This is a genomic window from Mesorhizobium sp. J428 (assembly GCF_024699925.1).
Lineage (GTDB): Bacteria > Pseudomonadota > Alphaproteobacteria > Rhizobiales > Rhizobiaceae > Mesorhizobium_A.
In genome coordinates this window covers 2368264-2393863 of record NZ_JAJOMX010000001.1, presented here as the reverse complement: position 1 = coordinate 2393863, position 25600 = coordinate 2368264, and the positions used below count along the sequence as shown (strand labels likewise).

The window sequence follows — 25600 nt, the reverse complement described above, 5'->3', positions numbered from 1 at the left end:
TCGGTATATGGATTCTATACTCTGAGGTTTTGTATCATAAGCCGGACGATACTGATAGCCCGCTCGGACGCCCGCATTGGCTACGCCAAATTCCGATCCCGGAACATTGGAACCGTGAAGCATGATAATTGGAAGTCAACGGTCTGCAGATTGGAAGCCGCAGAGCCGTGATCCGGAAATGGGCGGGAGGGGAAAGCCTTCCCCTGCGGCCGAGCCACGGTCTCGGCCGACCCCTTCTGCGGGGTGAACCCCGCAACGCCCCGAGAGTGAGAGTGCGGACCGGGTTTGCCGTGACGGGTTGAAGGCTGGAGGAAAGGCCTCCGGCGCCCGTCGCGGAGACCCGCGATGTCCAGACATGCCGTTCGCGCCCGTTCCGGCTCCGACCGGACGAGCCTCTATGACGAAATCACAGGAAAGATCCTCGCCGAGCTGGAGGCCGGCCGGCTGCCCTGGATCCAGCCCTGGGGCACGGCGGCGGCGAAGGCGCCGCTCGCCATGCCGAAGAACGCCGCCACCGGCCGAGGTTATTCCGGCATCAATGTGCTGATCCTCTGGGGTGCTGTGATCGAGCATGGCTTCCCCGGCCAGAGTTGGCTCACCTTCAGGCAGGCGCTCGCGCTCGGCGGGAATGTGCGTAAGGGCGAACGCGGAACGACGGTCGTCTATGCTGATCGATTCATTCCCGACGACGAGAAGAAACGGTCGCGGGAGACTGGTGAAAAAGCCCAGGCGATCCCGTTTCTGAAGCGCTTCACGGTTTTCAACCTGGCGCAATGCGAGGGCCTGCCAGGCGACCTCGCCATTGTCGCGCCACCGCCCGAACCCGGCCTGATCGAGCCGAAGGTGGATGCGCTGATCAAGGCGAGCGGGATCGATTTCCGGATCGGCGGCGACCGTGCCTTCTATGTGCCGGCGCACGATTATGTCATGGTCCCGCCGCCTCAGGCTTTCTTCGAGCCCATCAACTGGCATCGGACCGCCCTGCATGAATGCTCCCATGCCAGCGGGGCGCCGCATCGCCTGAACCGCGACCTCTCCGGTTCCTTTGGCACGAAGAAATGCGCCTTCGAGGAGCTGATAGCCGAGATTTCAGCGGCATTCTGCTGTGCTGCGCTCGGCATCGTGCCGACCGTGCGGCACGCCGATTACATCGGCTCCTGGGCCGAGGTTCTGCGCGAGGACAATCGCGCCATCGTCCGCGCAGCGTCGCAAGCCAGCAAGGCTGCCGATTTCCTGCTCGGCTTTCTGCCCGAAGACGAACGGCTTGCTCCGGTGTCCGCCGACGCCGGCGAGCGGGAGGCGGCTTGATGCGCGCGCCGTCTCCATCGGGCCGGCGAAGCTTCCGGCAGGAATCCCCGTCATCCCCCGAGGCCGGTCATGTGTCCGCGCGGGCGTGGCACTCCTCGACGTATTGGCGGGGGAAGTATCTCTTCGACAATGCGGTTGAGTTCCTCGCCGGGGCGCGCCACCTCGTGGCGGCGGGCGATCCCCATTCTCGCGAAGTCCTTTTTCATCTCATCGGATGCGCCGTCGAGCTATCGCTGAAATCCTATCTGCATTTCCGGGGGTGGAACGATGACCAATGCAGGCGCGAGGTCCGGCACGATCTGGTCGAAGCGCTCGCCGCCGCGGAGCGGCTCGGATTTCATCGACGTCATCCGGACGTGCGAATGCTGACGCGGGTTTTGTCGCCCTATTATCGCTGCCATCGCGTCCGAGAACTGGCGAGACGCGACCCGGCGCCAATATCGCCTGAACGGGCGTTGCGGGCGGCTGAAGGATTGCTGGACGATGTTCTCGCCGCCGTGGCGGGGCGTCCCCGTTCCGGCCACTGACCGGACACCGGCGTCTCCTGCGCGCCGGCCGCCGATCCTCGCTTCTCCGCCCCTCGGCCTTCGCTTTCGCCGCTAGCCGAGAGGAAGAGGGCCGAGGGGATTTTCGTGACGGGTTGGAAGTCGAGAGAGAAGCTCTCGGCGCCCGTCGCGGAGAAAATCCCGATGGCTACTGCCGTTCAGAAGATCACCCTGTCGTCCTCGCGCGACATCCCCTTCAACAAGCTGGTGCTCAGCCAGTCGAACGTCCGGCGCGTGAAGGCCGGCGTCTCGATCGAGGAGCTGGCCGAGGACATCGCCCGGCGCGGCCTGCTTCAGGGCCTCAATGTCCGCCCTGTGCTCGATGCCGAAGACAAGGAAACCGGCATGTTCGAGATCCCGGCCGGCGGCCGCCGCTTCCGGGCGCTCGAACGGCTGGTCAAGCAGAAGCGTTTAGCGAAGACCGCGCCCGTGCCCTGCGTGGTCCGCGATCCAGCGGCCGGCATCCTCGCCGAGGACGATTCGCTCGCCGAAAACTGCCAGCGCGCCCCGCTCCATCCGCTCGACCAGTTTCGCGCCTTTCAGACCCTTCGCGAAAAGGGCCAGTCCGAGGACGAGATCGCGGCCGCCTTCTTCGTGCCCGTCAACGTCGTCAAGCAGCGGCTGCGGCTCGCGTCCGTTTCGGCGACGCTGCTCGAAACCTATGCCGAGGACGGCATGTCGCTCGAGCAGCTGATGGCCTTCACCGTCTCCTCCGACCATGCCCGCCAGGAACAGGTCTGGGAGGCGACCCGCAACAGCTGGTCGAAGGAGCCCTATCAGATCCGCCGCATGCTGACGGAATCGACGGTGCGCGCCTCCGACAAGCGCGCCGTGTTCGTCGGGATCGACGCCTATGAGGCGGCGGGCGGCATCGTCCTGCGCGACCTTTTCCAGTCCGACGATGGCGGCTGGCTGCAGGATGCGGCGTTACTCGACCGGTTGGCCGCCGAGAAGCTGAAGATCATGGCCGACGAGATCGCCAATGAAGGCTGGAAGTGGATCGAGGTCGCCGTCAGCTTTCCCTACGACAACGCCCGCGGCCTGCGCGAACTCGCAGGCACGCCGATCGACATTACCGCCGATGAGCAGGCGACGATCGACGCCCTGAAAGCCGAATATGCGAAGCTGGAGGCCGAATATGACGGCGCGGACGAGCTGCCCGACGAGGTGGACGAGCGGCTCGGCGAGATCGAGACGGCGCTCGCCAATTTCGAGAGCCGACCGGTCCAATATGATCCGGCCGACATCGTTCGCGCGGGCGTCTTCGTCAGCATCGATGCGGACGGCTCGCTCCTCGTCGATCGCGGCTATGTCCGCCCCGAGGACGAGGCGCCGACCGCCGTCGATGGCGAGGATGGCGAAGACACACCGGCCAACACGGGCGATCCTGCGGCGCCTTCCGTCCAGCGCGCCGTCATCACCATCGGCGGCCAACCCGTCGAGCCGGAGGAGGACGAGGACGACGTCATCAAGCCGCTGCCCGATCGTCTGGTGATGGAGCTGACCGCGCACCGCACGCTGGCACTGCGCGACGCAATGGCCAACAATCCCCACGTCGCCATGACGGCGCTCCTGCACAAGCTCGTCACCGATGCCTTCCAGCGCATGTCGAGCGCTGGTGGCTGCCTGGAGGCCTCCATCCACCATGTCTTCTTCCCCGCCCAGTCCGCCGACCTGAAGGACAGTCCGTCCGCGAAGTCGGTGAACGAGCGGCAGGAAGCGTGGAAAACCGACATCCCGCAGGACGATCAGGCCCTGTGGGACTGGCTCGACGCGCTCGATGACGCCAGCCGCATGGCGATGCTCGCCCATTGCGTCAGCTATGGCGTCAACGCCCTCCATGAGAAGGTCGACCGCTATGGCGGCTCCGGCCTCTCGCAGCATGGGCTCGAACGCCGCCTTGGCCAGGCTGACCGGCTGGCCCGTGCCTGTGGGCTCGACATGGTGGAGGCAGGCTGGAAGCCGACCGTCGAGAACTATCTCGGCCGTGTCACCAAGGCGCGCATCCTGGAAGCCGTGCGCGAGGCCCGGGGCGAACAGGCCGCCCAGCTCATCGATCACCTGAAGAAGGGCGATATGGCGAAGGAAGCCGAGCGGCTGCTGGCAGACACCGGCTGGCTGCCCGAGCCGCTGCGCTCCGCTGATGCGGACGCGACGGCGACCGCCGATCCAAGCGGCGGCGAAAGCGACGAGGCGCTGCCCGCATTCCTCTCGGACGACGAGGCCGAGCAAGCGGGTGACGAGGAAACCGACCCCGACGAGCCGGCGATGATCGCAGCCGAGTGACCCAAGAGTGGCGGGGCGGCTTCAACCGCTCCGCCAATTCCCACCATCACGGAGCACCCCGATGACGAAGCCAAGCTCGGCGGCGCCGCGACGCGTCGTCTTCCAATATCTCGTGCCCGTCCATGTCGAGGTCGAAGACGGCCTCGTCTGCGGCGTGACGGTGATCGACGAAACACCCGTCGAAAACCCGACCTTTGTGGAAGGGCACGCCGAATATCTCAAGGAAGCGGTGAAGGCCGCCGATGACGGCCAGTCCTGGCCATCATGGGAGTTCGGCTACTAACCCGCATCCCTCTCAAATCGCCCCACCAGCCCGGCCACCGCGCCGGGCTTTCTCGTTTCAGGAGCCTGACATGGCCGATTACTTCACGCATTTCTCTTGTCTTCTCGATGTCGGCACGCCGAAAAACGCCGCGCGTGCGCTCGACCTCTACACCCGCATGATGGAGGAAAACGCTGCGGAGGACCCGCCCTCCGAAGCCTTTCTCCTGTCCATCCAGCCTGAGCACGGCGGCGCGCAGCTCTGGATTCGCGATGACGCGACCGGCGATCCGCAGGCCGTCATCGACTTTGTGCTCCGCTGCGCAGCGGAGTTTGGCCTCTCGGGGCGCTGGGGCTTCCAATGGGCGAATACCTGCTCGCGCCCACGCGTCGACGCCTTCCGAGGCGGCGCCCAAGTGCTCGATCTCGGGCGCCGCAAGACCGTCGCGTGGGTCGCGACCGATGGCTGGCTCGACCGCACCTTGTCGGCCGGGCGCGGAAGGCGGGGTGCGTCATGAGCATCCCCCATCACGCAAGTGCCAATTTCGAAACGCTGCTCCGGGCGGCGGCGGACGGCAACCTCGCGCTCATGGAGTGCGCCGACGCCATCACCGGAGAGCCGCGCTACGTCATCTGTGCCGTCGGTCGCGACGGCGCGGACTTCGTGTTCGCGCCGTTCGGCCATCTCGCCGGCGGCAATCCCTTCGACGCCTACGTGCCGCCGTCCGCAACCCTGCCGGACGAGCCGCCTCCCTGATCCCGCGCGTCGTGGCCTGTCTGGACGCGGCGGCGCGCCGGTCAACGGACGAGCCGTTTCCGCATCGCTCGCGATGCGTGACCGGCGAGCCTCGGCCGCGTCCCGTCGCCAGTCCGCCGCAACGGGATCAGGAGGCGATTGGATGTGCAGGGGTACTCAACAGGCATCACGTGGGCGTGCCGGCGGCCGCCGTCTACATTGGCCGCGGCTCGAAATGGGGCAATCCGTTCCGGATCGGCCCCGACGGCGACCGCGCCGCCGTCATCGCGAAGTACGAGCGCTGGCTGGCCGATCGGCATCATCTCTTGCGCGAACTCGACGAACTGCGCGGCCGTGATCTCGTCTGCTTCTGCGCGCCGCGTACGTGCCACGGCGATCTGCTGCTGCGGCTCGCCAACGCGACGCGCGAAGAGCGCATCGCGTGGTGGCGCGCGGTGAAGGCGGCGGCGGCGAGAGGGAGAGGACGGCCGGGACGGGTTTGAGCCGGTGCGGTCGAGAGAGAGCGCCAGCCGGCTCGTCCCGTTCCGCTCTCCTCGAGGTTCCCTCCATGACCAGTGTTTCCGCTTCCGCGGCCGCCCGCGCGGCCACGTCCCTCCCGCTTGTTCCCACCGCCGATCCGGCCGCTCGCATCGCCGACGCGGCGCGGATTCTCCTTCCCCATCTCGAACGCGGCCAGCGCATCGACGCGGGCATCCTGCGCGCCGCCATGGAGACGGCCTTCGGCGCCTCCGATGCGACCGGCGCCTGGGACTGGAAGACCGCCTATGACGCCTGCGAGGCGGCGACCGTGCTGTTCCTGCGCAAATACGGAAAGGCGCTTTTCCGCAAAGCCGGCTCTCCGGCGGCCATGCTGCCGATGCTGACGAAGATCGCCGGCCTTCTTCCCACCCACACGCGCCGTTCGGCAGAGAGCGAGACCTACCAACAATTTTCGACCCCGATCTCGCTCGGCCTTGCGGCCCTAACCGCCGCGGCGATGACCTCCGCCGACCGCGTGCTGGAGCCCTCTGCCGGCACCGGCCTGCTCGCCATCCTGGCCGAGATCGCGGGCGGATCGCTGGTCTTGAACGAACTGGCCGAGACCCGCGCCGGTCTTCTCATCCACCTCTTTCCGGCCATTCCCGTCACCCGTTTCGACGCGGCGCAGATCGACGATCATCTCGTTGCCTGCATCGTGCCGTCCGTCGTGCTTATGAACCCGCCGTTTTCGGTGATGGCGAACGTCTCGGGCCGGATGGCCGACGCCGCCTATCGTCATGTCGCCTCGGCCCTGGCGCGCTTGGTTGACGGCGGGCGGCTGGTGGCGATCACCGGCGCGAACTTCGCTCCCGACAATCCGGCCTGGACTGCGGCATTCACCCGCTTGCAGGCGCGCGGGCGCGTGGTGTTCACCGCCGCCATCGACGGCTCGGTCTATGCCAGGCACGGCACCACCATCGATACGCGCTTGACCGTCATCGACAAGCTGCCCGCCGATGATCCGGCGGTGTTCCCGGTCCCGCCAGGCGTCGCGCCCGACGTCGCCACGCTGTTCGGCTGGATCGACGCCCATGTTCCGGCGCGACTGCCGGTCGCGGCCTCGACTCGCGTTTCCGCCATTCCCGCCGCCGCGCATACCGTCGCTCCGCGCCCCGCCCGGGGATTTGCCTCACAGCCATCCACTCCCGTTCCGACCAGCCTCACCGAGCCCGTCGGCGTCGAGCTCGACTATGAGACGGTGGACTGGACGCCGCCCGAGGACACCCGGCTGACGGATGCGATCTATGAGGAATACGTTCTTCAGTCGATCCGTATTCTCGGCGCGCAGGCCCACCCCACCAAGCTGGTGCAGTCGGCGGCCATGGCCTCGGTCGCGCCGCCGAAGCCGAGCTACCGGCCACGCCTGCCGGCCAACATCGTCACCGATGGCCTGCTGTCGGACGCCCAGCTCGAGACGGTGATCTATGCCGGCGATGCCTATGGCGAATTCCTCGCCGGGTCCTGGACCGTGGACGAGACCTTCGACATCGTTTCGGCCGCGCGCGACGATGCGCCGAATGCCGTGCGTTTCCGGCGCGGCTTCATGCTCGGTGACGGGACCGGCGCCGGCAAGGGCCGCCAGTCGGCCGGCATCATCCTCGACAACTGGATGCAAGGGCGTCGCAAGGCGGTCTGGATCTCCAAGGCCGATCTCATCGAGGACGCCCGGCGCGACTGGTCGGCGCTCGGCATGGAGCGGCTGCTGGTGACGCCGCTTTCCCGCTTCCCACAGGGCAAGCCCATCACGCTCACGCAAGGCGTCCTATTCACCACCTATTCCACGCTGCGCTCCGACGAGCGTGGCGAGAAGCTTTCCCGGGTCAAACAGATCGTCGAATGGTTGGGCCAAGAGGCGGGAAGCGGCGAAGCCGCGACAGGGAATGCAAAGTCCTTCGACGGAGTGATCATTTTCGACGAAAGCCACGCCATGCAGAATGCCGCTGGCAGCAAGGGTGACCGCGGCGAGCAGGCCGCCTCGCAGCAGGGACGCGCGGGCCTCCGCCTCCAGCACGCACTGCCCAATGCCCGTGTCGTCTACGTCTCCGCCACGGGCGCGACCACCGTCCACAATCTCGCCTATGCGCAGCGGCTCGGCCTCTGGGGCGGCGAGGATTTCCCCTTCGCGACCCGGGCCGAGTTCGTCGAGGCGATCGAGGCGGGCGGCGTCGCGGCGATGGAAGTGCTGGCGCGCGACCTCAAGGCGCTCGGCCTCTACATGGCGCGCTCGCTCTCCTATGACGGCGTCGAATATGAGCTGGTCGAGCACCAACTCACGCAGGAGCAGACGCGCATCTACGACGCCTATGCCGGGGCCTTCGCCATCATCCATAACAATCTCGACGCGGCGATGCAGGCCGCCAACATCACCGGCGAGCATGGCACGCTGAACCGGCAGGCGAAGTCGGCGGCCCGTTCCGCGTTCGAATCCACCAAGCAGCGCTTCTTCGGTCATCTCCTGACCTCGATGAAGACACCGACGCTGATCCGCTCGATCGAGCGCGATCTGGCGGAGGGCCATGCCGCGGTCATCCAGATCGTTTCGACCGGCGAGGCGCTGATGGAGCGCAGGTTGGCGGAAATCCCGACCGAGGAATGGAACGACGTCCGGGTCGATATCACGCCGCGCGAATACGCATGCTGTCGTACCTGCAGCACAGCTTCCCGGTGCAGCTCTATGAACCCTTCACCGACAGCGAGGGCAACCTGTCGTCCCGGCCGGTTTTCCGCGACGGCCAGCCGGTCGAAAGCCGCGAGGCCGTCGCCCGCCGTGACCGCCTGATCGAGAAGCTCGCCTCCCTGCCGCCCGTTCCCGGCGCGCTCGATCAGGTCCTGCAGCATTTCGGCACCGGCACGGTGGCGGAAGTCACCGGCCGCTCGCGCCGCATCCTGCGCAAGACCGGCGCGGACGGCATCGACCGCCTCATGGTCGAGAACCGTGCCGCCTCGGCCTCGCTCGCCGATGTGGCCGCCTTCATGGACGATCAGAAGCGTGTGCTCGTCTTCTCCGACGCGGGCGGGACGGGCCGCAGCTACCATGCCGAATTGTCGGCGCGGAACCAGCGGCTGCGGGTCCACTATCTCCTGGAACCGGGCTGGAAGGCCGACGCCGCCATTCAGGGCCTGGGGCGGACGAACCGCACCAATCAGGCGCAGCCGCCGCTCTTCCGGCCGATCGCAACCGACGTGAAGGCCGAGAAGCGCTTCCTGTCGACGATCGCGCGGCGGCTCGACACGCTCGGCGCGATCACGCGCGGCCAACGCCAGACCGGCGGCCAAGGCCTGTTCCGGCCCGAGGACAATCTGGAAAGTCCCTATGCCCGCGACGCGTTGCGGCAGCTCTACCTGCTGCTGGCGCGCGGCAAGGTCGAGGGCTGCTCGCTTCAGATGTTCGAGGATGCCACAGGCCTTTCGCTCATGGACGCGAACGGCATCAAGGACGAGTTGCCGCCGATCACCACCTTCCTCAACCGGCTGCTGGCGCTCACCATCGAACTTCAAGGCATCCTGTTCACGGCGTTCGAGCAGCTTCTCAATGCCCGGATCGAAGGCGCCATCGCTTGCGGAGCCTATGACATGGGGCTGGAGACGCTCAAGGCCGAGAGCTTCGTCGTCACCGGCCGGCGCACCATCCATGTCCATCCCGGCACTGGGGCTGAAACCCGCCTGCTGACCATCACCCAACGCGAACGCAACCGGCCGGTCGCGCTCGACCAGGCCCTTGCCCACCTCTCTGATCGTCGCGCCGTGCTGCTCGTCAACGAGCGTTCGGGCCGGGCCGCCGTTCAGATTCCGGCGAGCAGCGTGATGCTCGACGATGGCGAGATCGAACGGCGTGTCCGCCTGATCCGGCCGATGGAAGCGCACAATATCCCGGTGAAGATGATGGGCGAGACGCACTGGATCGAGGCCGACGAAGGTAGTTTCGCCAAGACATGGAATGCCGAGCTGGCCGAGGTTCCGGAATTCTCCGACAGCACCATCCACGTCGTCGCCGGGCTGCTGTTGCCGATCTGGAAGCGCCTGCCAAACGAGTCGACGCGGGTCTATCGGCTTCAGACCGATGACGGCGAGCGTGTCGTCGGCCGCAAGGTTTCGCCGGCATGGGTGGCGGGAGCGACCGCCACCGGCGCCACGACGCTGACGCCGGATGATGCCTTCGCGGCCCTGATGGACGGCCAGACGATCCTCGACCTTGCTGAAGGGCTCCAACTACGCCGGGTCCGGGTCATGGGCGCCCATCGCATCGAACTCAGCGGGTTCACCGATACCATGCGCGATCGCTTGGCCGCCTATGGGCTGTTCCACGAGATCATATCGTGGACCTTGCGCATGTTCGTGCCGACGGACGCGACCGGCCCCGCCATCCTGGCACGGATCATGGAGCGTTACCCGGTCGGGCGGATCGGCGAGCGGGAGGCTGCGTAAATGGCTCGCCACGACGCTTCCGAACTGGCGCGGCGCCTTGCTCGCCAGGCCGAGGCGGTGTGCCGGCACTATCTGCCCGCCGGTCATCGCGAGGGCCGCTACTGGCTGGTCGGCGATGTGCAGGGCACGCCGGGTCGCTCCATGTTCGTCCGGCTCAAGGGACCGGAGTCTGGCAAGGGCGCGGCGGGCAAATTTACCGACGCCGCTACCGGCGAGCATGGCGACCTGCTCGACGTCATTCGCGAGAGCTGCGGGCTGGTCGACTTCAAGGACGTCGCCGACGAGGCGCGGACTTTCCTCAATCTGCCGCATTCCGAACCGGCGCCGCAACCGAGGCATAGGCCGACGTGCGCGCCAACCGGATCGCCGGAGGCCGCACGCCGACTCTTCGCCATGTCGCAGCCGATTACGGGCACAGTCGCAGAAGCGTACTTACGGAAGCGCGGCATCACGGCTTTGCACGGAGCCGGATCGCTCCGCTTCCACCCGCGCTGCTATTATCGGCCCGACGAGCATTCCCCGACCGAGACCTGGCCGGCGATGATCGCTTCCGTCACCGACCTCGCAGGCCGGATCACCGGCGCGCACCGCACCTGGCTCTCCGCCGATGGCGGCGGCAAGGCGCCGATCGACACACCGAGGCGGGCAATGGGCAACCTTCTCGGCCATGCGGTCCGGTTCAGCGTGGCGCATGACGTGATAGCGGCGGGAGAAGGCATCGAGACGATCCTGTCGCTGCACTGTGTCCTGCCCCACATGCCGATGGTCGCCGCGCTTTCGGCCGCCCACCTTGCCGCCGTCCTGTTCCCGGCGGCACTCCGCAGACTCTACATCGTCCGCGACGACGATCCGGCCGGCGATGGCGCGCGCGACAGCCTGATCGAGCGGGCGAACGCCGCCGGGATCGAGGCGATCGTGCTGTCGCCGGTGCTCGGGGACTTCAACGAGGATCTCCGCACCTTCGGCATCGACGCTCTGCGGGCAGCGGTCCGCCAGCAGCTCGCCCCGGAGGACGTCGCCCGTTTTCTCGCCCTGGCGGCATAGCCGGAAGGGGCAAGCGCGGGGCAGCGGCAGCCGTCGCCGCATCGCACGAGGCTGCTCCCCTTGCATCGGAGGGGACCGCGACCCGGCCTTCGAGAGGGCGATCGGCCGTCAAGCGGCCCGGACCGGCAATGGCTGCGCCCGGCTATTTTCCGGCGCGCTCCAAGAGGAGCGCTTTCCATCGCGAAACAAAATGGCCGGCCTTCGCCATCCTCCGCTGCCGCTTCGGCCCTGCGCTGACGCTCCGGGTGCAGGTCCGGACCGCCCGACGGCTTTCGTCGCCAGAAGGCCGCGAGGGTCGCGGTCAAACCGACGAAGGAACATCCCATGACGAGCGAACACGACGACGGCTTCGAGCCTCACCACGCCTCATCCCCCACCGACCATGTCCTCACCGAACTCCAGCTCTACGGATACCGCCCCTTCCAGGACGAACCCGATCCGAGGCCACTCCCGGAGGGGAACATCGTCGCCGGGGCCATCGCCGATATCTTCGACGCCCTGATCGCCACACTCGAGGACACCCGCCTCGAGCCCGACCTCGATGACCTCCTCTGGTCGACCGTCAACCTCTTCCATCGGGCCACCGGCCGGATCGAGCGCGAGCTCGACGACAACGAGCAGGCGCAGCGCCGCGGCCAGCGCGAACAGGACGGCTCGGAGGTCAAGTCGGTCGAACTGGAGCGCCTCACCGCCGAAGGGCAGACCCTGATCGAGCGCCGCAACGCCTTCGAGCTGATGCGCGACCAGGCCGCCGAGCACTTCGACCGCCACACCGGGTCATCCTGGCGGCCGCGTAGCGGATCGATGGTCAACCATCGCGCCATGACCTCGGCGATGATCGACAGCCGCGATTTCCTCGCCGCCAAGCGCCGGGCCGAGACCGAGGTGCTGCTGCCGGCGGGACCGAAGATCGCCTTCACCGGCGGACTCGAGTTCAATGACCACCACCTGATCTGGGCCAAGCTCGATCAGGTCCACGCCAAACACCCCGACATGGTGCTGCTGCACGGCGGATCGCCGAAGGGCGCCGAGCGCATCGCCGCCCGCTGGGCCGACCAGCGCAAGGTGCCGCAGGTCGCCTTCAAGCCTGACTGGACCCGTCACGCCAAGGCGGCGCCGTTCAAGCGCAACGACTCCATGCTGGCGGTGTTGCCGATCGGCGTGATGGTGTTCCCCGGCACCGGCATCCAGGACAATCTCGCCGACAAGGCCCGCAAGCTTGGCATTCCGGTCTGGAAGTTCGGCAGCGGCGGCGCGTGAGCGCCGCCACAATCTGAGTGAACACAGACGGAACCGATGTACCGTGGGGAGTCCGAGTCCGACAGGCTGCTAGGCGGCAAACTCGCGCCTGGAAACGGGTCTCGGCCGACTACGAAGGTCGCGATCAATCTCGTGCAAAGGTGCAGTCACGTCTGGAACAATGAGGTTTTTGCTAAAGAACATCACCTCTCGTCCTCTCGTGACGTTACGCGCGCTATAGTTAAGAGTGTATTGAAGCCAAGGTGATTTGGCGTACAGATCATGGATCGGTCGCACATCGTCATAGGAAACGACCCAATTCAGCCCTTCCAGTTTTGCGACAGATTTTTCAACAATAGCGTGATCCTCAGGGCGGTAGGCGTCATAATATAGAAAACGTCCTTTGTCGAAATAAGGGGGGGTCGATATATAGAAGCGTTCTATTCCCGAAACGCTTGGCATTAATCTCGATGAACTTCACCGCGTCGAGATTGGTCAACTCGATCCGATCCCTCAGCGATGCAATTTTCTCGATCCGAGAAATGAGGTCGGGTTTGTTGAAACGGGCGTCGATTTTCCATTTTCCGGTCTGGCCACGGCCGCCAATGACGCCGCCATTCAAGATTCCAGATCGGTTCGTTCGGTTCAAAAAGTAGAAAGAGAAACCTAGACTGAGATTGTCGGCTTCATCCGGTCGTCGGAATATTTCCTTTTGTTTGTCCCACTCATCCATGGTCAGCGGGCAGTCATGGATCATCCTGCAAAGATCATTTGTCGAGTTCAGGACACTATGCCAGAATGCGAATATCGGCAGGCTGATGTCATTGATTGAAACGCGGCGTACCACGCCGGTAAGCAGGAGTTCCCAGGCGACCGCAGCGCCGCCCGCATACGGTTCGACATAGCGGCCATCCGACAAGCCGTTTGAGCGCACAATCTCCTTCATGAAGCGTGCGAGTTTTCCTTTGCCACCGGGATAACGAAGTGGGGAGTAACGGCCGGTTTGAGTGAGCGATGGATGTGTTTCTGGCATTACACGCTTCCATAGGCGGCAATAAAGATTGGGACAGAGCAATCCCAACCCGCCCGGAGCGCGTCAGCCGTTGGAATCTGGAACTTGTTATGGACGAACCCATTCAGCGACTGAATTGACGTCGCTGAGGTCTTCGTCAGGATGTTGTTGCGGAAGCCGCGCAGATCAGCATTCTTGGAACTGTCCGCCGCCACTATATGCTTCAAGACCCTGTCTGCTTTCTGCGTCAGGTCCAACTCGACATCGGTTCCCTTGGCATTTTTTTCAGACTTCGCGATCTTGTTCGCATCCATGTAGTCGTTAATCACAAGCTCCACGAAGCTGCGAAGCACAAAAGCGGCAGAGACGGTAAACCTGTTTGCATCGAGGTTTCCCGCTTCACGAAGTAGAGCCTCGCCTTTGGTCGAGTTCGGCGCGTGGAAGCTGTGTCGTTTGGGTGCAAGCGTAGTCCTAGCCTTCGGGGTGCTTTTTGTCTTCTGTTTAGTCGAGGTTTTCGTGGTAGTGGCCGCTGTCGGTCGCTTCTTGATGTCAATGTCCTTGAAGGGACGTGGGGTGCCGGATTTGCCCTTTTGCGGTTGAAGGTCCTTGGGAAGGTTCTGAAAGTAACCTTCGATATCCGATGCCTTGTTGAGATCACGCGAATCCACTATTCCGTCCCGCACGTCGTCAATAATCCGACGCAAGACTTTGAGAGCCCACTTGGGCTCCGACCCCAGCTCAGGGGTCTTGCCGTCGCCGTTATTTGATATCGAAATGCTGAGATGTTTGCGCCCCGGTGCGGATTCGAGCAAGCGAGCAAGGTTGCTGGATTTCCGGCTTTCAATCACTGACTTCGTCGATTCCCATTCGTCATCCGAATAGTCGGCGTTGCGGCCTACAAAGTCGATGACATCGAGTATGGATCGGTCGCCAGAGAAACGCTGAATTTCTAGCGGCCCCCACTGTATCCTGCCCTCGCCGTCCGCTGTTCCAGTATGCCGTCGATATATCCATTCGTTGGCATCTTCACGATGTTCAAATTTAACGCATCGAATTGGTTCGATCTTCGTTCGATCAAATCCGGACGCTGCACGAGCGAGCGATTTTTTGATCGTATCGGGAACTTCGGTGCCATTCAGCACGTCAGGGGTGTTCAACACCATCAACGCCGAGAGACGCCGATTTCCTTCAAGTGCGACGAAATCTTCTCCATCCTCAGCCTCTATAACATAGAGGCTGTCTCCGGGATCAAGACCATTGTTCTTGATGCTAAGCATTAGATTGCGGAAATGGGCTTCGTTCAGGTGAACGATTGCCTCCAGCGCCGCCGACTGGCTGTGTACAGAACCGAGACGGGGGTTGTCTTCGTCAAGTAGAAGTTCATCTATGCTCAATTCGAGATATTCGACCATTTCTCCCCCACCGCCTTTTCAATAGCGCGTGCAACCCACTCCTGGACGGACGTATCTTCATCCGCCACGACAATCCGAAGACGCCGGTGAAGCTCCGGGGCCAGCCGGACATGAACCATGCGTGTCCCATCGGAGCGCTTATCCTTGGATCTGGCACGCGGCAAGTGTTATCTCCCTATCTGTGAGACTCATGTAACATGCCGGCTTCGGTAACGGAATGTGCTTCTTTCAGGCTCAGTAAGAGCCAGCCGGAACGGCTGTTCTCACCGCCCGCCCTCAGGCTCTCTATGTCGCAGGCATCCAGCCGAATACCACCGTGTGGCCGGCGGGCACGGCGCCGCTGCCGGCGAAGGCCTGGTCCGGGGGCGGCCGACCGCCGAGCCGATTGCGGCAGCGGGTCAACTCGCGCCATAGCAACGATGAACCCGAGCGACCGCGTCGTGCCGAACTCGAACATGGTGCCGATGCGACCACGACGGCTGAGGCATCGTCGAGTGCGGTCCGATCGTTCCTGATGAGGACGAAACACCATCCCCCGCTTCCAATGCGCTGATCCTTGGTCCGTCCGAGAGCCTGACGCCATCAACCCGTGAAGGGTCCGCTACGCGAGCGTGCGGCCTTGAGGCTTCGCCTCCGCGGTGATTGCGGCCCTCGGCCGGACACATCGGGCGCCTGTCGCGCGGGGGATGGTCCCCCGCCTCCAGACAGGAGCCGGAACGATGTCTCTCAACGACGCTCACGCCTTCGCCTTCAGCCTCGCCACCACCCTCATGGTCGCCATCATCATCTTCCGGGCCGGCGACGGCAGCCTGTCGGTCGCTCCCGCGAACGAATACGACGGCGACACCGCCGCCATCATTCATGAATTCGATCCCTTCCAGCCCTGACGAAGGGAGCGCCTGGTCTGGCGAGCGGAACTTCCTAACCGATTTCCGCTCCCGTGGCCGCTCATCTTCAGCTACACTTTGCACCGCGCCGTGGTGGTGGTGGAAGGCGCGACCGTCAGACCTTTTCTCACGGAGACCACCACCATGATCTTCCTTGGCATCATCTTCAGCATCGCGGCCATCGGCGTTCTCTGCTGGCTGCTGTTCACGCTTGCTATCTACGCGCTCCCAGCCTTCGCCGGCGTCACCGCCGGAATGTGGGCCTATGACACCGGCGCAGGCTGGCCGGGCGGCATCGCGATCGGCTTGGTCGCGGCCGCGCTGATTTTCGGCGTTGGCCAACTGCTCTTTGCCTTCGCACGGCCGCTCTGGCTGCGCATCGTCATCGCGCTTGCCTTCGTCGCGCCTGCGGCGATCGCGGGCTATCACGCGACCCATGGCATCGTGAAGCACGCCATGCCGTCGGAGACTTGGCAGATCGCCTTTTCCGTCGTCGGTGCGATTGCGGTCGGCGTCACGGCATTCCTGCGGATCTCGGCGATGCCCGCGCCCGAACCGGCCGGACAGGGCATGGCGCGGGGCTGACACAGACACAGCCGTCGGAGCATGGCCAGCAAGCCGGCACGCCTGCCATCCTCGACGCAGGAGATGGACGAAACTGGGCCTCGAGCAGAGATCGCAATGTCAGGCCCGAAATAGCGTAAGGCACGTTGAAGCGGCGCTGGACAGGTAGCTGGTCCGCTGCACAGCCACTCGACGACGAAGGCGCGGATGGCGTCTCACGAGCCGAGGGCTGCGGGAAGCCCATCGCGGTTCTCGCCAGGACAGGTGCACGTCGTCACCGGCAGCGACCCGTTGCCAGGATTCCTACGGCTGCACAGGACCGCCACGTTCTCCCTTGATCTTTTTGTCGGGTCGACCGCTCCAAACGGCCTCTCCAATGGCCTGATCTGGCCGAAGACCGGCTGCGCCTCGATCGCCTATGCCGCAATGGCGCCGATCAACTTTCTTCCCCTGAGCGCTGCGCGCTCATTCCTCGCGAAACAACAAAGTCGCTCGGGCGCCATCCTCCGCTGGCGCTGCGGCCCTAGCGGGTGCGGCGTCGATCGCCTCCGGCCCGTCGATCGCCATCGAGGCCGCAATGGTGCGGGCTCGGAGCTTCAAATCAAGGAGAACTGACATGGCGACCATCGGCACCTTCAAGAAGACCGGCAACGAATACACCGGCGAAATCGTCACCCTCAATGTGCAGGCCAAGAACGTCCGCATCGTCCCGGAAACCAACCAGACCAGCGAGAACGCCCCCAGCCACCGCGTTCTGGTCGGCCGCGCCGAGATCGGCGCCGCCTGGTCCAAGCAGTCCAACGAGGGCCGCGACTATCTGGGCCTCAAGCTCGACGATCCGAGCTTCACCGCTCCGATCTACGCCAACCTCTTCGACGACGAGGACGGCGGTTTCAGCCTCATCTGGTCCCGTCCCACCCGCCGCAACGGCGACTGATGCGCCGCGACGCCCCGCCCGGACGATCCGGGCGGGGCCGTTCGCCGTTCGTAGCCGACCGAATCAGTCACAACGCCGATCGCTCCGAAGGACACCAACACAGCGTTTTGTGTCTGGTCCTTCACCTAAAGAACGACTATTATAGTCGTAGTTCTGGCATGTGCGTTCGTGTCGGTGGGAGGTGATCATGCATGATCACCGCCCGACAGACGCGGGCCGCACGCGCGTTGCTTGGTTGGACGCAGGAGACGCTCGCTGAAAAGGCCTTGGTATCCCTGACCGCGTTGAAGCGCCTCGAGTCCGAGAGCGGACTCAAGGTGTATGAGACGACGCGCGATCAGGTGCGCCGGGCGTTCGAGGCCAATGGCATCGTCTTCCTCAACTCCGACCAAGGAGAAGGGGTGATGTTCGTTCGTGCGAAAATCGACAGCCGAAAATAGCCCCGACATCCCATTCAGCGCCTCGGCGATGCCTGCCACGCATCGCGCGATGCGCCAGCGGTCTTGCCTCTGCCCATCGAACGCCTGGTTAACAAATGGGGCGCGGGCGGATATGGTGTGGCTCTGGGGGCTGGGGTGACGCAAGCAATTCCTCGATGAACCGCCGCAGAGCGCGGCGCTCACGGCCTATGACCGTGAGCACATGAAGCTCTACATGCGCCTGCTCGATGCGGCGACCGACGGCGCCGACTGGCGCGAGGCCGTCACGATCCTGTTCGGCCTCGATCCGGCTCGCGAGCCGGATCGCGCGCGCCATGTCCACGATACCCATCTCGCCCGCGCCCGCTGGATGACCGAGCACGGCTATCGCCTGCTCGTCCGCGAGGGCCGTCCCCACTAGCCGGAATAGCGATGCCGGTCAGGCATCGCCCGTTGCCACCTTTGGGGCTTCCGGCAGCCTCTGCAACCGGGAATGGTGCGCCTCCCGGTAGTCAACGCGCAGAGGACGCCCATGATCCCTGACATATCCCGGTGGCGGTCGACATCGACCTACGACTATCTCGACGATCTCGTATCGCCCGATCTCGGCTGGGAATGGCTGCGGCGCAATGGCGACTATCAGCGCGACTATGCCGAGACCAGGCGTCCGGCGTGCGATCTCCGGGAATTGACGAACCGGGTGCGGAAACGCTGGGGGTTGCAATTTCGTCGCCCGTCCATCGCTCAACGCCACTGAAGCGCCGGTCTTCTGGTGTCCCGAAGATGACACCAGCACCGTGCTGCTAACGGCCGCACCTTCCGTATTTCCCGCCGATAGCAATCTCTTCACCGTCGTTCAGGAAACCGCCGCCCGCTCCGACGAACAAGGCGTCCATTTCCTGCACGATCCCGGAGATGGGCAGGTTCTCCATCTCCTGCGGCTGGCAGGCGTTGCCGGCGGCGAACCCCTTGCCGCGCTGGTCCCGCTCAACCTTGACGGCCTCGACCGCCTCGAAGCCGTTCAGCGTCTGCTCAAATCCCTGCTTGGCCGCGCCGTGCCCGCAGATACCCGCCTGACCAGCCAGCAGCGCCGGCGCATCCGCCACATGCTACAAGCGGTCGACGGGCGCATGAACGGCGCGACCTACCGTGAGATCGCAAACGTCATTTACGGCGTGTCCCGCGTTGCATCCGATCCCTGGAAGTCCTCGGCGCTGCGCGACGCGACCATGGACCTTGTCAAGGATGCCCTCGCCATGATCGCCGGGGGCTATCGCGTTCTCCTGCGCCATCGCCGCCGATCCTGATCCGATGTCGGCAGAGGGGGTGCGATTTTGGCATTCCCTTGTTCGCACTCCCCCCTCGCGGCTCTCCTTCGCCACCGTGGCCTGCGTCCGCCGCTCATTGCCAGCGGCCTCAACCAACCCACGGAGGCCCGATCATGTCACCCAATCTCGCCGGCTTGCCGCCGCGCTTTCTCAGAACTCCCGAAGCCGCGCGTTTCCTCGGCCTCTCCGGCCGGACGCTGGAAAAGCACCGCACCTATGGAACCGGCCCGGCCTATCGCAAGCTCGGCGGCCGCGTCGTCTATGCGATCGAGGATCTCCAGGCCTGGGCCGATCGGGGCGCCGTCACCTCCACCTCCGACCCGCGCGGGTCTGTGCTGCCCGCCAAGCGCCATGAACCGATGCCGGCGGCCCACGCCGGCCGCAACCGTCGCTGAGACGTCCGATCATGAAGCGGCGTCGCCTCATCACCTCGACCGAGCGGGCCAGGCTCGATCCCTTCATCGTTGCGACCGGCGATGCCAGTCCGCGCGACCAGCGCGATCTCATGGAGCGGCCGTTCTTCTCGCTCGCCAAGGCCAAGCGCATCGCACCGATCCTCTATGAGGCCGGCGGCGTCCGCGTCGAGGTCTTCGCCGTGCCCGAGCACGGCATGGCGACCATTTGGGATGCCGACGTGCTGATCTGGGCCGCCTCGCAGATCGTCGAGGCCGAAAATCTTGGCTTCAAGACCTCCCGCTTCCTGCGTTTCACACCCTATCAGCTCCTGACATCGATCGGCCGCAAAACCGGCCAGCGCGACTACAAGCTGCTGAAAGGCGCGCTCACCCGCCTGCAATCGACCGTCATCCGCACCACCATCCGCCAAGGCGAGCATTGGCGCCGCCACCAATTCTCCTGGATCAACGAATGGGAGGAATGCGTCACGCGCGACGGCCGCGTCGAGGGCATGGAGTTCGTGCTGCCCGACTGGTTCTATCGCGGCGTCACCGACCGCTCGCTGGTGCTCACCATCGACCCGGCCTATTTCCGGCTGACGGGCGGTATCGAACGCTGGCTCTACCGTGTCGCGCGCAAGCATGCCGGCCGCCAGCCACGGGGTTGGATTTTCGAGTTCGCCCATCTCCACGAAAAGTCCGGCAGCCTCATGCGCGTCTCCGACTTCGCGCTCCAGCTCCGGCGCATCGTCCCGCGCCAGCCGCTGCCCGGCTACCGCCTGCACATCGAGCGCAAAGGCCGCCGCGAGCTGCTGCGCATCCTGCCGGCGAAGCCATCCGCCGTACCTGTGGACGACGCTGTGGACGCGGTCGGGACTTCGCACGCAAGCGGTATCGGGATTTCGCACGCGGGACCATCGGGACTTCGCACGCAGAGATCGCAGTTAAGTCTCTGGCCGGAAACGACGATTCCGGATCTTAACTTAGACTCTAACAGAGAATCTAACTCTTATGTTGCGCGCAGCGATGTGGAAAACACCGTCGCTGCCGCCATCAACGGTCTCCTCCGAAAGACATCCGGGGCGCGCCCAACCGGCAGCGACGCCGCTCACCCATCGCGACTCCCCCTCGGGCGCAAGCCGGGAGGGGCACGATGATCGTCGCGTTCCTCAACCAGAAGGGCGGCGTCGGCAAGACGACGCTGGCGCTCCATCTCGCGGGACAATGGGCACGGCAGGGAAGGCGCGTCACCCTGATCGACGCAGATCCGCAGGGCTCGGCGCTGGACTGGTCGCAGCAGCGGGCGCGCGAAGGCCTGCCACGCCTGTTCGGCGTCGTCGGCCTCGCGCGTGACACGCTGCATCGCGAGGCGCCGGAGCTGGCGCGGGACGCCGATCACATTGTCATCGACGGACCGCCCCGTGTCGCCTCGCTGATGCGCTCGGCGCTGCTCGCCGCCGATCTGGTGCTGATCCCGGTGCAGCCGTCGCCCTTCGATGGCTGGGCCTCTGCCGAGATGCTGTCGCTCCTGCATGAAGCGCGCATCTATCGCCCGCAGCTTGCCGCCCGCTTCGTTCTGAACCGCTGCGGCGCGCGTACCGTCATCGCCCGCGAAACGGCAGAGACGCTCGCCGATCACGATCCGCCGGTGCTGACGGCGCGGATCGGTCAGCGCGTCGCTTTCGCCGATACGGCGCAATCCGGGCGGCTCGTCTTCGAGATCGACGAGGACAGCCCGGCCGCGCGCGAGGTCGCGGCCCTTGGCGCCGAGGTGGGGAGGCTTGCGCCATGAGCGGGCGCGCTCCGAAACGCGGTTTCGCGTCGCGCCCCGCCGATCCCGAGCGCTGGATCAAGGCGCCGGATGCACCGTCGGCGCGCGACGCGGGCGCCGCCGGTTTCACCGCCCGGCTGACGATCGACGTCACGCCCGAGCTGCGCGGCCGCATCAAGATCGCCGCGTTCCAGCGCGGCGTCACGGTTGCCGACATGCTGCGCGAGTTGCTCGCGCGCGAATTCCCAACAAACGAAGGAGACCCTTCATGACTGGCACCGCGGCCCCCCGCGTTGGCGGCGGCCCGGTGCCGTCCGCCAACAGCTCCGATGCGCTCACCGATGTCGAGCTGACTTGGATAGAGAGCAGAATCGAATACTGGATCCGCTTCGGCCGCCAGGCCGGTGAACGGATTCTCGATCGTCGTCGGCGTGTCGTGTCCTTCCGTCCCCGCGCCGTCTTCGCCTTTGTCCGGTGGGCGGCCAACGATTTCGGCACGGTCATCTCGCGCATCGACATCGTGCGCGCCGTCGAACCGGGGGCGGCCCATCAGACGCTGCCCTTCGTGCGCCCCGGCGGTGAAATCCTTCTCAAGATCGAAGGCTGGCCCAAGGTCGAGAAAGTGCTCCTGCACATCGACGCGGTGGAAGCCGCCGGCGTCGATCCCTGCGACGTCGCTCCCGACCATTGGCGCCATGTGGCGCACAGGATGAACGCCGGTCACGAACCGCGCCCCTACACCCAAGAGCGCCATCAGGCATGGCTCAAGCGGCGGGAGATCGAACAATGACCCGCTTCGGCTATGTCATGCTCACCTCCGTCACCGCGATGGGCATTGCCGCCGCGGCGGTCATTCCGACATCGACGAGGCTCGTCTGGAACGTGTCGGCCAGCGCGCCGATCGGGCTCTATCGGATCGATCCGGCCGAGCGTCTAGAAGTTCCCGACCTGGTCGCGGTGATGCCGCCCGAGCCGCTCGAAGATTTCATGGTCGAGCGCGGCTATATCGGCCGCGACGTGCCGCTCCTGAAGCGCGTCATGGGGCGTCCCGGGCAGCGGGTGTGTCGCACCGGCCACGCCATCACCGTCGATGACATTCCTGTTGGCGAAGCGCGCGACGGCGACAGTCACGGCCGCCCCCTGCCGGTCTGGCACGGCTGCCGCCGCGTCCAGCCGGACGAGCTGTTTCTCATGAACATCGACGTCCCCGACAGTCTCGATGGTCGCTACTTCGGCCCGCTCCCGGCCACCACCGTCATCGGCCGGGCCATCCCCCTTTACACCGACGAAGACGGAAACGGCCGCTTCGTCTGGCGCGCGCCGATGCGGTGACGACGCGCGCCTTCCTGCAATCCCACCGCAACCAAAAGGAGATTCCTATGCCACAGATCGGTCAATTCACACGCACGCCCGGAGGATATTCGGGCCGGCTCCGCACCCTCTGGTTCGACTGCGAACTCACCTTTGTCACCGCCGACAACGCCGACAGCGACAACGCGCCCGCCTACCGGGTTCATCTCGGTGACGAGGACGGCCCGGAGGTCGGCGCGGGCTGGAAACACTCCGGCGAACGGGCGGGCACATTTATCTCGGTCGTCCTGGACGATCCGGCCTTTCCGTTTCCGGTCCGCGCCCGGCTGTTCCAGTCCGACGAGGATGGACGCGACTGGGGCCTGCACTGGACCCGCCCCAAAAAGCGCGACGACCAGGACTGAACGATGCGCTGCGTCCGCCTGTCCCCAGCACTGCAGCGGTGCGGCCCTTGCGGCCGCATTGCCCTCCTTCTCCTTTCCGGCCTGTCCCTCAGCCTGGTCGAAAGCGGCGCCGTCTTTGCTCAGCCGGCAACCACCGGGCAGCAGCAGATCGGCCATCCATTCGCCGCTCATATTGCCGAGGCAGCGCAGCGCTTTCGCATTCCCGAACACTGGATCGTCGCCGTCTTGGGCGCCGAGAGCGCCGGCGCTACGCGTGCCGTCTCATCTGCGGGCGCGATGGGGCTGATGCAGGTCATGCCCGATACCTGGGATCACCTGCGCGCCCGGTATCGCCTCGGCCGCGATCCGTTCGATCCGCGCGACAACATCCTCGCGGGCGCAGCCTATTTGCGCGAGATGCACGACCGCTACGGCACCATTCCGGCCATGCTGGCGGCCTACAATGCGGGGCCAGCCCGCTACGACGAGCACCTTGCAACCGGTCGGCCATTGCCTGCCGAAACGCGTGCCTATGTCGATTTGCTTGCGCCCGCGCTTGGCGCCGCTGTGCCGTCGCCGAACGCTCCGGCCGCACCGCCATCGCCACCGGACTGGCGCGAGGCACCGCTTTTCGTCCCGCGCTCAAGTGACCATCGGACTGTCGACAATCCTGCCTCCGAGGAGCCGTCGAAGACGTCCCACTCTCCCGTCCCGGAGCAGCGCGAACACCATCAACAGCCACAGTCGGAACCGATATTCGTCGCCCACGGCAGCACAACGGGCTCATCGTGACCGACGCCATGTGCATTCTTGCCCTGTCGGGTTCTGGCGTAGCATGGCGAGCGCAAGTGGGGGCGGCAGCCCCAACAACCGCACGATGGCAGGATAAAAGGGCGCACATTGCGCGCCGGTCGGTCGGTTGTTTTACTTGGATTTTCTGGCGCGTTCCGCACATTGCCCAGCCTTGGCGCAATGTGCGCGGACCGCTCAAGGGCCTGTGTCTACGCGGGTTTTCGCACATTGCGGAGCGATCCCATGGCCGATGATCGCGAGTTCCGCATCCGTCCCGGCCGCATCCGCTCGACCCGCGCGCAGGCCGCGCGCCCGTTCATCGCCCAGGCGCTTGCGGCAGCGAAGAAGGCGGGCGGCGGCGTGTCGCGCTCCGGCCGCGTCGTCTCCGGCAACCGCTCGCGCTTCGGGTATGGCCAGCGTGCCAGCATCCAGGCCAACCGGCTCATCACGGCGCGCTCGCGCGGCGCGGTGATCAAGGCGCGTGTGGTTCGGCATTCCGCGCGCGCCGCGCCGCTCGGCACGCATCTCGATTATCTGCGCCGCGACGGCGTGACTCGCGATGGCGAGAAGGCGCGGCTATTCGGGCCGGGAGAGGAGGATGCGGATGGACGCACCTTCGCCGAACGCTGCGGGGACGACCGCCACCACTTCCGCTTCATCGTCTCGCCGGACGACGCGCTGGAGATGTCGGACCTCAAATCCTTCACCCGTGATCTTGTCGGCCAGATGGAGAAGGATCTCGGCTCAGGTCTCGACTGGGTCGCTGTCGATCACTGGAACACCGAACACCCGCATGTCCATCTGATCGTGCGCGGTGTCCGGGAGGACGGCCAGGACCTCGTCATCTCGCGCGATTACATCAAGGAGGGCATGCGCGATCGGGCGCGCGACCTCATCACCCAGGAGCTCGGGCCGCGCACCGACCTCGACATCCGGCGCAGCCTCGAGAACCAGATCGCCTCCGAGCGCTGGACGCAGCTCGACCGTCAGCTCGTTCGCGATGGCCGGCGCACCGGCATCATCGACCTCGCGCCGCATCCGGGCGAGCAGCCCGACGAATTCCACGCGCTCAAGGTCGGGCGGCTGCGCAAGCTGGAGACGCTCGGCCTGGCCGAGCAGGTCGGACCCGGCCAATGGATGATCGACGACAAGGCCGAGGCGACGCTGCGCGAACTTGGCGAACGCGGTGACATCATCAAGCGCATGCACCGGGCGCTGACCGAGCGCGGCATCGGGCGCGGATCGGCGGATTACGTGCTGGCCGCCGAAAGTCTCGACACGCCGATCGTCGGCCGCCTGGTCGAACGTGGACTCGACGACGAACTGAAGGGCACGGCCTATGCCGTGGTCGACGGCGTCGACGGACGGACCCACCACATCAAGCTCGCCGATCTCGATGCGGCCGGCGACAGCACGCCAGGCTCGATCGTCGAGCTGCGCGCCTATGACGACTCCCGCGGACAGCGGCGTGTCGCGCTCGCGGTGCGTTCCGATCTCGACATCGAACGGCAGGTGACCGCATCGGGCGCAACCTGGCTGGATCGGCAAAACATCGCGCGTGATCCCGCAGCTCTGTCCGAAGGGGGCTTCGGCGCTAAAGTCCGCGATGCTCTGGACCGGCGTGCAGATCACCTGATCGAGCAAGGCTTCGCCGAACGGCAGGGCCGGCGGATCATCTTCAGTCGCAATCTCCTCAACACGCTCCGCCGGCGCGAAGTGGACACACTCGGCGAGAAGCTCGCGGCTCAGACCGGCCAGCCCTTCCAGCGTGCGGCCAACGGCGAGTATGTCGCCGGCGCCTACCGCCAGCGTTTTACGCTCGCCTCCGGCCGCTTCGCGATGATCGACGATGGCCTCGGCTTCCAACTCGTGCCCTGGACGCCCTCGCTGGAGAAGCACCTCGGCCGCCACGTCTCGGGCGTCGCGCGCGGCGATGGCGGTATCGACTGGGGCTTCGGCCGGAAGCGAGACCTCGGATTGTAGAGAAGCATGAGCTCAGGCGACG

At 65.5% G+C, this 25600-nt stretch carries 29 protein-coding genes and 2 pseudogenes; 27 read left to right on the top strand and 4 right to left on the bottom strand.

Annotated features, from left to right (window positions below):
• The first annotated feature begins 345 nt into the window (after nucleotides 1-345).
• The 10 genes and pseudogenes from LRS09_RS12145 to LRS09_RS12100 all read left to right on the top strand — a co-directional run bounded on the left by LRS09_RS12145 (nucleotide 346) and on the right by LRS09_RS12100 (nucleotide 12405).
• On the top strand, nucleotides 346-1308 hold the full coding sequence (locus LRS09_RS12145) for an ArdC family protein (protein ID WP_257806885.1): 963 nt from the start codon (nucleotides 346-348) through the stop codon (nucleotides 1306-1308).
• Nucleotides 1308-1835, top strand: a complete 528-nt coding sequence (locus LRS09_RS12140) for a HEPN domain-containing protein (protein ID WP_257806883.1) — start codon at nucleotides 1308-1310, stop codon at nucleotides 1833-1835. Before LRS09_RS12145 ends, LRS09_RS12140 begins: the two co-directional genes overlap by 1 nt.
• 162 nt (nucleotides 1836-1997) lie before the next feature.
• Nucleotides 1998-4139, top strand: coding sequence for a ParB/RepB/Spo0J family partition protein (locus LRS09_RS12135; RefSeq protein ID WP_257806882.1), 2142 nt, complete (start codon nucleotides 1998-2000; stop codon nucleotides 4137-4139).
• Nucleotides 4140-4200: 61 nt separating this feature from the next.
• A complete protein-coding gene (locus LRS09_RS12130; RefSeq protein WP_257806880.1) occupies nucleotides 4201-4422 on the top strand; it encodes a hypothetical protein in 222 nt (73 codons plus the stop codon).
• Between the two features lie 70 nt (nucleotides 4423-4492).
• Entirely contained in the window at nucleotides 4493-4918 is a 426-nt protein-coding gene (locus LRS09_RS12125; protein ID WP_257806879.1) for a hypothetical protein, read from the top strand.
• Complete coding sequence (locus LRS09_RS12120; protein ID WP_257806878.1) at nucleotides 4915-5157, top strand: DUF6117 family protein; 243 nt, start codon at nucleotides 4915-4917, stop codon at nucleotides 5155-5157. Before LRS09_RS12125 ends, LRS09_RS12120 begins: the two co-directional genes overlap by 4 nt.
• A 170-nt stretch (nucleotides 5158-5327) precedes the next feature.
• On the top strand, nucleotides 5328-5639 hold the full coding sequence (locus tag LRS09_RS12115) for a DUF4326 domain-containing protein (protein ID WP_257806876.1): 312 nt from the start codon (nucleotides 5328-5330) through the stop codon (nucleotides 5637-5639).
• A 65-nt stretch (nucleotides 5640-5704) separates the two neighbouring features.
• A pseudogene (locus tag LRS09_RS12110) lies at nucleotides 5705-10101 on the top strand (strawberry notch-like NTP hydrolase domain-containing protein).
• Complete coding sequence (locus tag LRS09_RS12105; RefSeq protein ID WP_257806874.1) at nucleotides 10102-11145, top strand: toprim domain-containing protein; 1044 nt, start codon at nucleotides 10102-10104, stop codon at nucleotides 11143-11145.
• A gap of 324 nt (nucleotides 11146-11469) precedes the next feature.
• Entirely contained in the window at nucleotides 11470-12405 is a 936-nt protein-coding gene (locus LRS09_RS12100) for a DUF2493 domain-containing protein (RefSeq protein ID WP_257806872.1), read from the top strand.
• Between the two features lie 361 nt (nucleotides 12406-12766).
• Here the strand turns inward: LRS09_RS12100 and LRS09_RS12095 are convergent, their stop codons facing one another.
• The 3 genes from LRS09_RS12095 to LRS09_RS30270 are packed head-to-tail and all read right to left on the bottom strand — an operon-like array spanning nucleotide 12767 to nucleotide 14927.
• The gene (locus tag LRS09_RS12095) at nucleotides 12767-13417 is read right to left on the bottom strand and encodes a DNA adenine methylase (RefSeq protein WP_257806870.1); all 651 of its coding nucleotides are present in this window, start codon (nucleotides 13415-13417) and stop codon (nucleotides 12767-12769) included.
• Complete coding sequence (locus LRS09_RS12090) at nucleotides 13417-14808, bottom strand: hypothetical protein (protein WP_257806868.1); 1392 nt, start codon at nucleotides 14806-14808, stop codon at nucleotides 13417-13419. The genes LRS09_RS12095 and LRS09_RS12090 overlap by 1 nt, the downstream gene beginning before the upstream one ends.
• On the bottom strand, nucleotides 14787-14927 hold the full coding sequence (locus tag LRS09_RS30270) for a hypothetical protein (protein WP_374684909.1): 141 nt from the start codon (nucleotides 14925-14927) through the stop codon (nucleotides 14787-14789). Before LRS09_RS30270 ends, LRS09_RS12090 begins: the two co-directional genes overlap by 22 nt.
• 600 nt (nucleotides 14928-15527) lie before the next feature.
• Between LRS09_RS30270 and LRS09_RS12085 the strand changes: the two genes are divergently transcribed.
• From LRS09_RS12085 to LRS09_RS12055, 7 genes and pseudogenes are all read left to right on the top strand, one after another.
• Nucleotides 15528-15695 carry a hypothetical protein gene (locus tag LRS09_RS12085; protein ID WP_257806866.1) on the top strand — a complete coding sequence of 56 codons (168 nt, stop codon included), beginning with the start codon at nucleotides 15528-15530 and terminating at the stop codon, nucleotides 15693-15695.
• A gap of 144 nt (nucleotides 15696-15839) precedes the next feature.
• Nucleotides 15840-16280, top strand: a complete 441-nt coding sequence (locus LRS09_RS12080; protein WP_257806865.1) for a hypothetical protein — start codon at nucleotides 15840-15842, stop codon at nucleotides 16278-16280.
• A gap of 243 nt (nucleotides 16281-16523) precedes the next feature.
• Nucleotides 16524-16874, top strand: coding sequence for a hypothetical protein (locus LRS09_RS12075; protein ID WP_257806864.1), 351 nt, complete (start codon nucleotides 16524-16526; stop codon nucleotides 16872-16874).
• A gap of 1 nt (nucleotide 16875) precedes the next feature.
• Nucleotides 16876-17196: a DUF736 domain-containing protein gene (locus LRS09_RS12070; protein ID WP_257806861.1), complete on the top strand. Its 321-nt coding sequence runs from the start codon at nucleotides 16876-16878 to the stop codon at nucleotides 17194-17196.
• Nucleotides 17197-17387: 191 nt separating this feature from the next.
• Entirely contained in the window at nucleotides 17388-17636 is a 249-nt protein-coding gene (locus LRS09_RS12065; RefSeq protein WP_019400666.1) for a helix-turn-helix transcriptional regulator, read from the top strand.
• A 148-nt stretch (nucleotides 17637-17784) separates the two neighbouring features.
• Nucleotides 17785-18036: pseudogene (locus tag LRS09_RS12060) on the top strand (DNA -binding domain-containing protein); the annotation flags it as partial.
• A gap of 111 nt (nucleotides 18037-18147) precedes the next feature.
• On the top strand, nucleotides 18148-18372 hold the full coding sequence (locus LRS09_RS12055) for a transcriptional regulator domain-containing protein (protein WP_257806858.1): 225 nt from the start codon (nucleotides 18148-18150) through the stop codon (nucleotides 18370-18372).
• A gap of 46 nt (nucleotides 18373-18418) precedes the next feature.
• On the opposite strand, the gene LRS09_RS12050 is transcribed toward LRS09_RS12055, so the two are convergent.
• Nucleotides 18419-18721, bottom strand: coding sequence for a hypothetical protein (locus LRS09_RS12050; protein WP_257810328.1), 303 nt, complete (start codon nucleotides 18719-18721; stop codon nucleotides 18419-18421).
• On the opposite strand from LRS09_RS12050, the gene LRS09_RS12045 reads away from it, so the two are divergent.
• The 10 genes from LRS09_RS12045 to LRS09_RS12000 all read left to right on the top strand — a co-directional run bounded on the left by LRS09_RS12045 (nucleotide 18644) and on the right by LRS09_RS12000 (nucleotide 25578).
• Entirely contained in the window at nucleotides 18644-18922 is a 279-nt protein-coding gene (locus LRS09_RS12045) for a DUF2285 domain-containing protein (protein WP_257810181.1), read from the top strand. The two genes, LRS09_RS12050 and LRS09_RS12045, sit on opposite strands and share 78 nt — an antisense overlap.
• A 134-nt stretch (nucleotides 18923-19056) precedes the next feature.
• A complete protein-coding gene (locus LRS09_RS12040) occupies nucleotides 19057-19338 on the top strand; it encodes an AlpA family transcriptional regulator (RefSeq protein ID WP_257806857.1) in 282 nt (93 codons plus the stop codon).
• An 11-nt stretch (nucleotides 19339-19349) separates the two neighbouring features.
• Nucleotides 19350-20495 carry a replication initiator protein A gene (locus LRS09_RS12035; RefSeq protein ID WP_257806855.1) on the top strand — a complete coding sequence of 382 codons (1146 nt, stop codon included), beginning with the start codon at nucleotides 19350-19352 and terminating at the stop codon, nucleotides 20493-20495.
• The gene (parA, locus tag LRS09_RS12030) at nucleotides 20492-21130 is read left to right on the top strand and encodes a ParA family partition ATPase (protein WP_019400672.1); all 639 of its coding nucleotides are present in this window, start codon (nucleotides 20492-20494) and stop codon (nucleotides 21128-21130) included. The genes LRS09_RS12035 and parA overlap by 4 nt, the downstream gene beginning before the upstream one ends.
• Nucleotides 21127-21381 carry a hypothetical protein gene (locus LRS09_RS12025; protein ID WP_257806850.1) on the top strand — a complete coding sequence of 85 codons (255 nt, stop codon included), beginning with the start codon at nucleotides 21127-21129 and terminating at the stop codon, nucleotides 21379-21381. Before parA ends, LRS09_RS12025 begins: the two co-directional genes overlap by 4 nt.
• Entirely contained in the window at nucleotides 21378-21899 is a 522-nt protein-coding gene (locus tag LRS09_RS12020) for a DUF2840 domain-containing protein (RefSeq protein WP_257806848.1), read from the top strand. Before LRS09_RS12025 ends, LRS09_RS12020 begins: the two co-directional genes overlap by 4 nt.
• Nucleotides 21896-22441, top strand: coding sequence for a S26 family signal peptidase (locus tag LRS09_RS12015; RefSeq protein WP_257806847.1), 546 nt, complete (start codon nucleotides 21896-21898; stop codon nucleotides 22439-22441). Before LRS09_RS12020 ends, LRS09_RS12015 begins: the two co-directional genes overlap by 4 nt.
• 47 nt (nucleotides 22442-22488) lie before the next feature.
• Complete coding sequence (locus LRS09_RS12010) at nucleotides 22489-22824, top strand: DUF736 domain-containing protein (protein ID WP_257806845.1); 336 nt, start codon at nucleotides 22489-22491, stop codon at nucleotides 22822-22824.
• A gap of 3 nt (nucleotides 22825-22827) precedes the next feature.
• Nucleotides 22828-23595: a lytic transglycosylase domain-containing protein gene (locus tag LRS09_RS12005; protein WP_257806843.1), complete on the top strand. Its 768-nt coding sequence runs from the start codon at nucleotides 22828-22830 to the stop codon at nucleotides 23593-23595.
• Between the two features lie 243 nt (nucleotides 23596-23838).
• Nucleotides 23839-25578 carry a VirD2 family relaxase/mobilization nuclease gene (locus tag LRS09_RS12000; protein ID WP_257806841.1) on the top strand — a complete coding sequence of 580 codons (1740 nt, stop codon included), beginning with the start codon at nucleotides 23839-23841 and terminating at the stop codon, nucleotides 25576-25578.
• Nucleotides 25579-25600 lie beyond the last annotated feature (22 nt).